The following is a 13,165-nucleotide window of genomic DNA, read 5'->3' as shown; positions in this document are numbered from 1 at the left end:
GATGTCAGTCCACACGACAGAGCTATATCGGTCGAGCCTTTCGCAGCGCGAACAGTTGGTTCGGCTGGCACGGTCAAAAGGCTTAAAGAGTCGAAATGCACTGCCGCCGATAATTTCGACCGAACGAATTGGAGTTATCCCTCTGTCGTTTGCGCAGCAGCGGCTGTGGTTTCTGTCTCGTTTCGAGGAAGCGAGCACGGCCTATCACATAGCCGCTGGATTGCGGCTTATCGGGAGGCTTGAGCGAGAGCCGCTGGTGCGCGCGCTGGACCGGATCGTGGCGCGGCATGAGGCGCTGCGAACGGTGTTTGTGCAAGGTGATGATGGCGTGCCGGTGCAGCAGGTTGCTGCGGCGGAGGCGGGCTTTGCCTTGAGCGAGCACGACCTCCGGAGCATGGCGGATGCGGAAGGCGAGTTGCAGCGACTGGTGGCTGTGGAAGCGACCGCGCCGTTCGATCTTGAGCGTGGTCCGCCGATCCGGGGCCGGCTGGTGCGATTGGATGCCGACGAGCACGTGCTGCTGGTGACGATGCACCACATCGTGTCGGATGGCTGGTCGATGAGCGTGCTAACGCGTGAGCTGAGCCTGCTGTATGCGGCGTTCGCGCGTGGCGAGACCGATCCGCTGCCGGCGTTGGCGATCCAATACGGCGACTACGCGGTCTGGCAGCGGCGGTGGCTGTCGGGTGAGGGGCTGGCGCGCCAGGGCGCTTATTGGAAGGAGGCGCTTGCGGGCGCGCCTGCGCTTCTGGAACTGCCCTGGGATCGTCCGCGTCCGCCGGAGCAGGACCATGCCGGGGCCGTGGTGCCGGTGCGGCTGGATGCGAGGCTGACCAGCGCATTGAAGGCGCTGAGCCATCACCACGGCACGACGTTATACATGACGCTGCTGGCAGGTTGGGCAGCACTGCTGTCGCGGTTGTCGGGGCAGGAGGATGTGGTGATCGGCAGCCCGGTTGCGAACCGTGGACGAGCCGAGATCGAGGCGCTGATCGGATTCTTCGTGAACACGCTGGCGCTGCGTGTCGATCTGTCCGGCTCGCCGTCGGTGAGTGAGCTTCTGGCACGGGTGAAGGCGCGGACGGTGGCGGCGCAAGAGCATCAGGATCTGCCGTTCGAGCAGGTGGTGGAGCTGTTGCAGCCGTCGCGGAGCCTGAGCCACGCGCCGCTGTTCCAGGTGGCGCTGGCTTGGCAGGACATGTTGGCAGGACGTCTCGACCTCGGGGAACTGCGGCTGGAAGCGGTGGAGGTGCCGCGTGTGAGCGCGCAGTTCGACCTGACGCTGAGCTTGGCGGAGGCAGGTGGGACGATCAGCGGCGGGCTGGAATATGCGACCGCGCTGTTCGATCGCGAGACGATCGAGCGCTGGGTCGGGTACCTTGTCCGGCTGCTGGACGGGATGGTGACGGACGAGCATGCGGCGGTGGATCGTTTGCCGTTGCAGGATGACGCGGAGCGTCATCGTGTCGTGGTGGAGTGGAACGCGACGGCGGCGGATTATCCGCAGGATGTGTGCGTGCACGAGCTGTTCGAGGCGCAGGCCGAGCGGACGCCGGATGCGATTGCGTTGGTGCATGAGGACGAACGGCTGAGCTATGCGGAGCTGAACACCAAGGCGAACCGGCTGGCGCATCATCTGTGCAAGCTCGGCGTCAGGCCGGACGATCGTGTGGCGAGCTGCATCGCGCGCAGCCCGGAGATGATCGTGGGTCTGCTGGCGATCCTGAAGGCGGGCGGGGCCTATGTGCCGCTGGACCCGGCCTATCCGCCGGAGCGGCTGGCGTTCATGGTTCATGACAGTGCGCCGGCGGCGCTGCTGGTGGGTGGCGGCGCGCTGGATGTGCTGCCGGTCGTGGAGGCCGAGCTTGCGGCCAGCGGCGTGCCGGTGCTCGACATCGGCGCGGATGCGGCGCAGTGGGTCGATGCGCCCGCGCGCAATCCGGAGCGGAGCGAAGTGGGCCTTGCGCCTGATCATCTCGCTTATGTGATCTACACCTCCGGATCGACCGGTCAGCCCAAGGGGGTGATGGTCGAGCACCGCGGTCTCGCCAACCTAGTGCATTGGCACTGCGAGGCCTTCGCGCTGCATCCGGGGACGCACAGCTCCTTGGTAGCTGGTTTGAGCTTTGACGCTTCGAGCTGGGAAGTGTGGCCGGCGCTGTGTTGCGGCGGCGTGCTGGTGGTGCCGCGGCCTGAGACGGCGCGGGATCCCGAAGCGCTGATGGCCTGGTGGCAGACGCAGCCGCTGGACGTGAGCTTCCTGCCGACACCGATGGCGGAGTTTGTGCTGTCGCAGGGGCTCGTGAACCGGCATCTGCGTGTTCTGCTGACGGGGGGCGACCGTTTGCGGAAGCTGCCCAAGGCGCTGCCATTCGCGCTGGTCAACAATTACGGTCCCACGGAAACGACGGTGGTGGCCACGTCCGGTTTGCTCGGGGCTGATGAGGCGGTGCTGCATATCGGCCGTCCGATCTCGAACACGCAGATCTACATCCTGGATGGGCATGGCGAGCCGGTACCGATCGGTGTTGCCGGCGAGATCTACATCGGCGGAGCCGGCGTTGCGCGCGGCTATCTGAACCGTCCCGAGCTGACGGCGGAGCGGTTCGTGGAGGACCGGTTCTCGAGCGAGGCGGGCGCGCGGCTGTACCGGACCGGGGATCTCGGGCGCTGGCTTAGCGACGGGACGATCGCCTATCTCGGGCGCAATGACTTCCAGGTGAAGATCCGCGGCTTCCGGATCGAGCTCGGGGAGATCGAGGCGCGGCTGTCGGAGCATACGGGTGTGCGCGATGTCGCGGTGATCGCGCGTGAGGATGTCGCGGGCGACCAGCGTCTGGTGGCCTACTATGTGAGCGACGCGGCGATCGGAGCCGAGCAGCTGCGGGGCCATCTTGCGGCGCGGCTGCCGGACTACATGGTGCCGTCGGCCTATGTGCATCTGGCGCGTCTGCCGCTGACGCCGAACGGCAAGCTCGACCGCAAGGCGCTGCCGGCCCCGGAGGGCGCTGCGTTCGCGGTGCAGGTCTATGCGCCGCCGCAAGGAGAGACCGAGGCGGCGATCGCCCGGATCTGGTCGGAGCTGCTCGGTGTCGAGCGGATCGGTCGTCACGACAATTTCTTCGCGCTCGGCGGGCACTCGCTGCTGGCGGTGACCTTGGTGGAGCGGATGCGGCGGGCGGGGATCGCGGCAGATATCCGCACCTTGTTCGCGACGCCGAGCCTTGCGGCGCTGGCGGCCGCAGGCGGGGGTGGCGCGGTTACGGTTGCGGTGCCGGCCAACCTGATCCCCGCGGGCTGCGGCCAGATCACGCCGGAGATGCTGCCGCTGGTGACGCTGAGCCAGGCGGAGATCGATCGCATCGCAGCGGCTGTGCCGGGCGGCAGCGCCAACATCCAGGACATCTATCCGCTGGCGCCGCTGCAGGAGGGCATCCTGTTCCACCATCTGCTGGGGGGAGAGGGGGACGTCTATCTGTTGTCCGGCTTGCTCGGCTTCGACAGCCGGGCGCGGCTGGACGGTTTTCTGGCGGCGTTCGATGCGGTGATCGGCCGTCACGACATCCTGCGGACGGCGGTGCTGTGGGAGGATCTGCCGGAGCCGGTGCAGGTGGTGCTGCGGCATGCGCCGCTGCCGGTGGAAGAGGTCGAGCTCGATGTGGGCGGCGGGGACAGGGCGGCGCAGCTGCGCGCGCGGTTCGATGCGCGGCGTTGCCGGCTGGATGTGCGGCGAGCGCCGTTGCTGCGGGGCGTGATCGCGCGTGATCCGCGGAGCGAAGGCTGGCTGCTGCTGCTGCAGTTCCATCATCTGGTGATGGACCATACCGGACTGGAGATTTTGTCGGAGGAGATTGCGTCGCATCTGCGTGGCGAGGCGGAGCGGCTTGCGGCACCGCTGCCGTTCCGGAGTTTTGTGGCGCAGGCACGGCTGGGGATGAGCCGTGAGCAGCACGAGACGTTCTTCCGCGAGATGCTGGGCAAGGTCGAGGAGCCGACGGCCGCGTTCGGGCTGCTGAACGTTCAGGGCGACGGCTCGTCGGTGGAAGAGGCTCGTCAGGTCTTGTCGAGCGAGCTCGCGGAGCGGCTGCGGCGGCAGGCGCGGGTACTGGGCGTGAGCGCGGCGAGCCTGTTCCACGTGGCATTTGCGCAGCTGCTTGCGCGGAGCTGCGGGCGCAGCGAGGTGGTGTTCGGGACGGTGCTGTTCGGGCGGCTGCAGGGCGGAGAGGGTGCGGAGCGTACGCCCGGAGTGTTCATCAACACGTTGCCGGTGCGGATCTGCATCGACGAGACAGGAGCTGCGGATGCGACGCGAGCCGTGCAGATCCGGCTGGCGGAGCTGCTGCGTCACGAGCATGCGCCGCTGGCGCTGGCGCAGCGCTGCAGCAGGGTTACGCCGCCGGCGCCGTTGTTCTCGGCGCTGCTGAACTACCGGCACAGCGGATCGGGTTCGGGGACCGGATCGGGTGGTTTGGAAGGCATCAAGGGGCTCGGGGGTGAGGAGCGGACGAGCTACCCGCTGACGGTGTCGGTGGACGATCTGGGCGCGGGCTTTGCGTTGACGGCGCAGGTCGAGGCGGCGGTCGGTGCGCAGCGGGTCTGTGCGTTCATGGCGACGGCGCTGGAGGGACTGGTCGAAGCGCTGGAGCGGACACCGGAGCGGCCGTTGCGGCAGATCGATGTGCTGCCCGAGGCAGAGCGTCATCGTGTCCTGGTGGAATGGAACGCGACGGCTGCGGCTTATCCGCAGGATGTGTGCGTGCACGAGCTGTTCGAGGCGCAGGCGGAGCGGACGCCGGATGCGGTGGGGGTGGTGCATGAGGAGCGCCGGCTGAGCTATGCGGAGCTGAACATCCAGGCGAACCGGTTGGCGCATCATCTGCGCAAGCTCGGCGTGAAGCCGGATGACCGTGTGGCGATCTGCATCGCGCGCAGCCCGGAGATGATCGTAGGTCTGCTGGCGATCCTGAAGGCGGGCGGGGCCTATGTGCCGCTGGATCCGGCCTATCCGCCGGAGCGGCTGGCGTTCATGCTGCAGGACAGCGCGCCGGTGGCGCTGCTGGTGGGCGGCAGCGCGCAGGCAGCGTTGTCGGTGGTGGAGGCCGAGCTTGCGGCCAGCGGCGTGCCGGTGCTCGACATCGGCGCGGATGCGGCGCAGTGGGCGGAGGCGCCCGCGCGCAATCCGGAGCGGAGCGACATCGGGCTCGCGGCGAGTCACCTCGCTTATGTGATCTACACCTCCGGATCGACCGGTCAGCCCAAGGGGGTGATGGTCGAGCATCGGAACGTTGCCCGGCTCTTCCACGCGACGGAGCATTGGTACCAGTTCGGCCCGGCCGATGTCTGGACCTTGTTTCATTCCTATGCATTCGACTTCTCGGTGTGGGAGATCTGGGGAGCGCTGCTTTATGGCGGTCGGCTGGTGGTGGTGCCGCAGCTGACGGCGCGATCTCCGGACGATTTTTATCATCTCCTCTGCCGCGAGCGGGTGACGGTCCTGAACCAGACGCCGAGCGCGTTCCGGCAATTGATCGCCGCTCAAGCCGAGGCGGTGGAGACACATCATCTGCGCACTGTGATCTTTGGCGGTGAGGCGCTGGAGCCTGCGGCCCTGAAGCCTTGGTACCGCCGCGAGGCCAATCAGGCGACGAGCCTGATCAACATGTACGGGATCACCGAGACGACGGTCCATGTCACATACTATGCGCTCCAGGCAGCCGATGCGGACAGGTACGGCGCGAGCCCGATCGGGCAACCGATCCGGGATCTCAAGGTCTACATTCTTGATGCATATGGTCAGCCTGCGCCGATCGGTGTTGCGGGCGAGATCTGCGTCGGTGGCGCCGGCGTTGCGCGGGGCTATCTGAACCGTCCTGAGCTGACGGCGGAGCGGTTCGTGGAGGACCGGTTCTCTGGCGAGGCGGGCGCGCGGCTATATCGGACCGGGGATCTCGGGCGGTGGCTTGAAGACGGAACGATCGCGTATCTCGGGCGCAACGACTTCCAGGTGAAGATCCGCGGCTTCCGGATCGAGCTCGGCGAGATCGAGGCGCGGCTGTCGGAGCATGCGGCAGTGCGCGATGCCGCGGTGATCGCGCGGGAGGACGTCGCGGGCGACAAGCGTCTGGTGGCCTACTATGTGAGCGACGCGGCGATCGGGGCGGAGGAGCTGCGGGGCCATCTTGCGGCGCGGTTGCCGGACTACATGGTGCCGTCGGCCTATGTGCATCTTCAGCGCCTGCCGCTGACGCCGAACGGCAAGCTGGACCGCAAGGCGCTGCCGGCGCCGGAGGGCGCTGCGTTTGCGGTGCAGGCCTACGAGCCGCCGCACGGCGAGACCGAGGTGGCGATCGCCCGGATCTGGGCGGAGCTGCTCGGTGTCGAGCGGATCGGGCGCCACGACAATTTCTTCGCGCTCGGCGGACACTCGCTGCTGGCGGTGACCTTGGTGGAGCGGATGCGGCGGGCGGGGATCGCGGCTGATATCCGCACCCTGTTCGCGACGGCGAGCCTTGCGGCGCTGGCGGCAGCAGGCGGTGGTGGCGCGGTTACGGTTGCGGTGCCGGCCAACCTGATCCCGGCGGGCTGCGAGCGGATCACGCCGGAGATGCTGCCGCTGGTGGCGCTGAGCCAGGCGGAGATCGATCGCATCGCGGCGGCTGTGCCGGGCGGCAGCGCCAACATCCAGGACATCTATCCGCTGGCGCCGCTGCAGAAGGGCATCCTGTTCCACCATCTGCTGGGCGGGGAGGGGGACGTCTATCTGTTGTCCGGCTTACTCGGATTCGACAGCCGGGCGCGGCTGGACGGTTTCCTGGCGGCGTTCGATGCGGTGATCGGCCGTCACGACATCCTGCGGACGGCGGTGCTGTGGGAGGAGCTGCCGGAGCCGGTGCAGGTGGTGTTGCGGCATGCGCCGCTGCCGGTGGAAGAGGTCGAGCTGGATGCGGGCGGCGGGGACGGGGTAGCGCAACTGCAAGCGCGGTTCGATCCCCGGCATGACCGGCTGGATGTGCGTCAGGCGCCGCTGCTGCGGGTCGTGATCGCGCGTGATCCGCGGAGCGGAGGCTGGTTGCTGCTGCTGCAGTTCCATCATCTGGTGATGGACCATACCACGCTGGAGATCGTGCTGGAGGAGATCCAGGCGCATCTCGCGGGAGAGGAAGCGTCGCTTGCGGCGCCGCTGCCGTTCCGGAGTTTTGTGGCGCAGGCGCGGCTGGGCGTGAGCCGTGAGCAGCACGAGACGTTCTTCCGCGAGATGCTGGGCAAGGTCGAGGAGCCGACCGCGCCGTTCGGGCTGCTGGACGTGCAGGGCGACGGGTCTGAGATCGCGGAGGCACATCTCGAACTGGCGCCTGAGCTTGCGGAGCGGCTGCGGTCGCAGGCGCGCGCGCTGGGTGTGAGCGCGGCGAGCCTGTTCCATGTGGCGTTTGCGCAACTGCTGGCGCGCAGCTGTGGACGCAGCGATGTGGTGTTCGGCACCGTGCTGTTCGGGCGGCTGCAGGGCGGCGAAGGGGTGGACCGTGCGCTCGGCCTGTTCATCAACACGCTGCCGCTGCGGGTGGAGGTCGGCGAGCAGGGTGTTGCAGCGAGCGTGCGCGAGGTGCAGCGGCATCTTGCGGAACTGCTGCGTCATGAGCATGCGCCGCTGGCGCTGGCACAGCGTTGCAGCGGGGTGGCGGCCCCGGCGCCGCTGTTCTCGGCACTGCTGAACTACCGGCACAGCGCGGTGGACGGATCTGCGGATCGCAGGGCGTGGGAGGGGATCGAGGTCCTGTACGCGGAGGAGCGGACGAACTATCCGCTGACGCTGTCGGTGGACGATCTGGGCGCGGGCTTTGCGCTGACGGCGCAGGTGGCGGCATCGGTCGCGGCGGCGCGGGTCTGTGCGTTCATGGCGACGGCGCTGGAGGGGCTGGTCGAGGCGCTGGAGCGGACACCGGAGCGGCCGCTGCGGCAGATCGACGTGCTGCCCGAAGCGGAGCGTCATCGCGTCCTGGTGGAGTGGAACGCGACGGCGGCGGATTATCCGCAGGATGTGTGCGTGCACGAGTTGTTCGAGGCGCAGGCGGAGCGGACGCCGGATGCGGTGGCGGTGGTGCATGAGGAGCGCCGGCTGAGCTATGCGGAGCTGAACACCCAGGCGAACCGGCTGGCGCATCATCTGCGCAAGCTCGGCGTCAAGCCGGATGACCGTGTTGCGATCTGCATCGCGCGCAGCCCGGAGATGATCGTAGGTCTGCTGGCGATCCTGAAGGCGGGCGGGGCCTATGTGCCGCTGGACCCGGCCTATCCGCCGGAGCGGCTGGCGTTCATGCTTCAGGACAGCGCGCCGGTGGCGCTGCTGGTGGGCGGCGGCGCGCTGGATGTGCTGCCGGTCGTGGAGGCCGAGCTTGCGGCCAGCGGCGTGCCGGTGCTCGACATCGGCGCGGATGCGGCGCAGTGGGCGGAGGCGCCCGCGCGCAATCCGGCGCGGAGCGAGGTCGGTCTCACGCCGGACCATCTGGCTTATGTGATCTACACCTCTGGATCCACCGGCACGCCCAAGGGCGCGATGAACGGTCATCGCGCGGTGGTGAACCGCCTGCTGTGGATGCAGGACGCCTACGCTCTCGATGGTGGCGATGCGGTGCTACAGAAGACGCCGTTCAGCTTCGATGTGTCGGTGTGGGAGTTCTTCTGGCCGTTGCTCGCGGGAGCGCGGCTGGTGATGGCGCGGCCGGAGGGCCACAAGGATCCAGCCTATCTGGTGGAGGTGATCCGGCGGGAGCGGATCACGACGCTGCACTTCGTGCCATCGATGCTGCAGATATTCGTGGAGTATGCGGAGGCCGGTAGCTGCACGAGCGTGAAGCGGGTGATGTGCAGCGGCGAGGCGCTGTCCCCGGTCTTGGCGGCGAGGTTGCTGGAGCGGCTTGAAGGAACAGAGCTGCATAACCTTTACGGTCCGACGGAAGCTGCGGTGGACGTGACGGCGTGGCGCTGTGCAAAGGAAGCGTCGGATGCGAGCGTTCCAATCGGCCGTCCGATCTCGAACACGCAGATCTACATCCTGGATCAGCATGGCGATCCCGTGCCGATCGGTGTTGCGGGCGAGATCCATATCGGTGGCGTCCAGGTGGGGCGGGGCTATCTGAACCGTCCTGAGCTGACGGCGGAGCGGTTCGTGGAGGACCGGTTTTCGGGAGAAGCCGGAGCGCGGCTATATCGGACCGGGGATCTCGGGCGCTGGCTTGAAGACGGAACGATCGCGTATCTCGGGCGCAACGACTTCCAGGTGAAGATCCGCGGCTTCCGGATCGAGCTCGGAGAGATCGAGGCGCGGCTGTCGGAGCATGCGGATGTGCGCGATGCCGCGGTGATCGCGCGGGAGGATGTCGCGGGCGACAAGCGCCTGGTGGCCTACTATGTGAGCGACGCGGCGATCGGGGCGGAGGAGCTGCGGGGCCATCTTGCGGCGCGGCTGCCGGACTACATGGTGCCGTCGGCCTATGTGCATCTCGAGCGCCTGCCGCTGACGCCGAACGGCAAGCTGGACCGCAAGGCGCTGCCGGCCCCGGAGGGCGCTGCGTTTGCGGTGCAGGCCTACGAGCCGCCGCAGGGCGAGACCGAGGAGGCGATCGCCCGGATCTGGTCGGAGCTGCTCGGTGTCGAGCGGATCGGGCGCCACGACAATTTCTTCGCGCTCGGTGGGCACTCGCTGCTGGCGGTGACCTTGGTGGAGCGGATGCGGCGGGCGGGGATCGCGGCTGATATCCGCACCTTGTTCGCGACGCCGAGCCTTGCGGCGCTGGCGGCCGCAGGCGGGGGTGGCGCGGTTACGGTTGCGGTGCCGGCCAACCTGATCCCCGCGGGCTGCGAGCGGATCACGCCGGAGATGCTGCCGCTGGTGACGCTGAGCCAGGTGGAGATCGATCGCATCGCGGCTGCGGTGCCGGGCGGCTGTGCCAACATCCAGGACATCTATCCGCTGGCGCCGCTGCAGGAAGGCATCCTGTTCCACCATCTGCTGGGGGGAGAGGGCGACGTCTATCTGTTGTCCGGCTTACTCGGATTCGACAGCCGGGCGCGGCTGGACGGTTTTCTGGCGGCGTTCGATGCGGTGATCGGCCGTCACGACATCCTGCGGACGGCGGTGCTGTGGGAGGAGCTGCCGGAGCCGGTGCAGGTGGTGTTGCGGCATGCGCCGCTGCCGGTGGAAGAGGTCGAGCTCGATCCGGCTGGCGACGACGGGGTAGCGCAACTGCAAGCGCGGTTCGATCCCCGGCATGACCGGCTGGATGTGCGTCAGGCGCCGCTGCTGCGGGTCGTGATCGCGCGTGATCCGCGAAGCGGAGGCTGGCTGCTGCTGCTGCAGTTCCATCATCTGGTGATGGACCATACCACGCTGGAGATCGTGCTGGAGGAGATCGCGTCGCATCTCGCGGGAGAGGAAGCGTCGCTTGCGGCGCCGCTGCCGTTCCGGAATTTTGTGGCGCAGGCGCGGCTGGGCGTGAGCCGTGAGCAGCACGAGACGTTCTTCCGCGAGATGCTGGGCAAGGTCGAGGAGCCGACCGCGCCGTTCGGGCTGCTGGACGTGCAGGGCGACGGGTCTGAGATCGCGGAGGCACATCTCGAACTGGCGCCTGAGCTTGCGGAGCGGCTGCGGTCGCAGGCGCGCGCGCTGGGTGTGAGTGCGGCGAGCCTGTTCCATGTGGCGTTTGCGCAGCTGCTGGCACGCAGCTGTGGACGCAGCGAGGTGGTGTTCGGCACGGTGCTGTTCGGGCGGCTGCAGGGCGGCGAAGGGGTGGACCGTGCGCTCGGCCTGTTCATCAACACGCTGCCGCTGCGGGTGGAGGTTGGCGAGCAGGGCGTTGCGGCGGGCGTGCGCGAGGTGCAGCGGCATCTTGCGGAGTTGCTGCGTCACGAGCATGCGCCGCTGGCGCTGGCACAGCGCTGCAGCGGGGTGGCGGCCCCGGCGCCGCTGTTCTCGGCGCTGTTGAACTACCGGCACAGCGCGGTGGACGGATCTGCGGATCGCAGGGCGTGGGAGGGGATCGAGGTCCTGCACGCGGAGGAGCGGACGAACTATCCGCTGACGCTGTCGGTGGACGATCTGGGCGCGGGCTTCACGCTGACGGCGCAGGTGGCGGCATCGGTCGCGCCGGAGCGGATCTGTGCGTTCATGGCGACGGCGCTGGAGGGACTGGTCGAGGCGCTGGAGCGGACACCGGAGCGGCCGCTGCGGCAGATCGACGTGCTGCCCGAAGCGGAGCGTCATCGTGTCCTGGTGGAGTGGAACGCGACGGCGGCGGCGTATCCGCAGGATGTGTGCGTGCACGAGCTGTTCGAGACGCAGGCCGAGCGGACGCCGGATGCGGTGGCGGTGGTGCATGAAGACGAACGGCTGAGCTATGCGGAGCTGAACATCCAGGCGAACCGGTTGGCGCATCATCTGCGCGGACTTGGTGTCAGGCCCGATGACCGTGTTGCAATCTGCATCGCGCGCAGCCCGGAGATGATCGTGGGTCTGCTGGCGATCCTGAAGGCGGGCGGGGCCTATGTGCCGCTGGACCCGGCCTATCCGCCGGAGCGGCTGGCGTTCATGCTTCAGGACAGCGCGCCGGTGGCGCTGCTGGTGGGCGGCGGCGCGCTGGATGTGCTGCCGGTGGTGCAGGCCGAGCTTGCGGCCAGCGGTGTGCCGGTGCTCGACATCGGCGCGGATGCGGCGCAGTGGGCGGAGGCGCCGGCGCGCAATCCGGAGCGGAGCGAAGTGGGCCTTGCGCCGGACCATCTGGCTTATGTGATCTACACCTCTGGATCCACCGGCACGCCCAAGGGCGCGATGAACGGTCATCGCGCGGTGGTGAACCGCCTGCTGTGGATGCAGGACGCCTACGCTCTCGATGGTGGCGATGCGGTGCTACAGAAGACGCCGTTCAGCTTCGACGTGTCGGTGTGGGAGTTCTTCTGGCCGTTGCTCGCGGGAGCGCGCCTGGTGATGGCGCGGCCGGAGGGCCACAAGGATCCAGCCTATCTGGTGGAGGTGATCCGGCGGGAGCGGATCACGACGCTGCACTTCGTGCCATCGATGCTGCAGATATTCGTGAAGTATGCGGAGGCCGGTAGCTGCACGAGCGTGAAGCGGGTGATGTGCAGCGGCGAGGCGCTGTCCCCGGTCTTGGCGGCGAGGTTGCTGGAGCGGCTTGAAGGAACAGAGCTGCATAACCTTTACGGTCCGACGGAAGCTGCGGTGGACGTGACGGCGTGGCGCTGTGCAAAGGAAGCGTCGGATGCGAGCGTTCCAATCGGCCGTCCGATCTCGAACACGCAGATCTACATTCTGGATGAGCATGGCGAGCCGGCACCGATCGGTGTTGCGGGCGAGATCCATATCGGTGGCGTCCAGGTGGGGCGGGGCTATCTGAACCGTCCTGAGCTGACCGCGGAGCGGTTCGTGGAGGACCGGTTTTCGGGAGAAGCGGGAGCGCGGCTGTACCGGACCGGGGATCTCGGGCGCTGGCTTGGCGACGGGACGATCGCGTATCTCGGGCGCAATGACTTCCAGGTGAAGATCCGCGGCTTCCGGATCGAGCTCGGAGAGATCGAGGCGCGGCTGTCGGAGCATGCGGGTGTGCGCGATGCCGCGGTGATCGCGCGGGAGGATGTCGCGGGCGACAAGCGTCTTGTGGCCTATTATGTGAGCGACGGGGCGATCGGGGCGGAGGAGCTGCGGGGCCATCTTGCGGCGCGGCTGCCGGACTACATGGTGCCGTCGGCCTATGTGCATCTTCAGCGTCTGCCGCTGACGCCGAACGGCAAGCTGGACCGCAAGGCGCTGCCGGCCCCGGAGGGCGCTGCGTTTGCTGTGCAGGCCTACGAGCCGCCGCAGGGCAAGATCGAAGAAGAGTTGGCTCGTATATGGGAGGAGCTGCTGGGCGTGGCGCGCGTCGGGCGCCACGACAATTTCTTCGCGCTCGGCGGTCATTCGCTGCTGGCGGTGGCCTTGGTGGAGCGGATAGATCGACAATTCGATCTTCGCATAAGGCTGTCTGCGGTATTTTCGAATGAGAGGCTCCATCAGTTAGCAGAGCTGATTCTAAATAGTCAGTTGAGTCAGTTCGACGTTGCGGAACTGTTGGCGCTTAAAAAATTAGGCCGTGGCTCTTCGGAATGACCGAGCACTGAG

1 protein-coding gene is annotated in these 13,165 nt (G+C 67.7%); it reads left to right on the top strand.

Annotated elements, in window-relative coordinates:
* Position 1 precedes the first annotated feature (1 nt).
* Complete coding sequence (locus tag BBTA_RS31885; protein WP_012046638.1) at positions 2-13,153, top strand: non-ribosomal peptide synthetase; 13,152 nt, start codon at positions 2-4, stop codon at positions 13,151-13,153.
* Positions 13,154-13,165 lie beyond the last annotated feature (12 nt).

It is taken from the genome of Bradyrhizobium sp. BTAi1 (genome assembly GCF_000015165.1).
GTDB classification, from domain to species: domain Bacteria; phylum Pseudomonadota; class Alphaproteobacteria; order Rhizobiales; family Xanthobacteraceae; genus Bradyrhizobium; species Bradyrhizobium denitrificans.
This window is presented reverse-complemented; position numbering and strand designations above follow the sequence as displayed.

Coding starts and splice junctions, on each gene's coding strand:
- BBTA_RS31885 (WP_012046638.1), top strand. CDS start 2: ATGTCAGTCCACACGACAGAGCTATATCGGTCGAGCCTTTCGCAGCGC.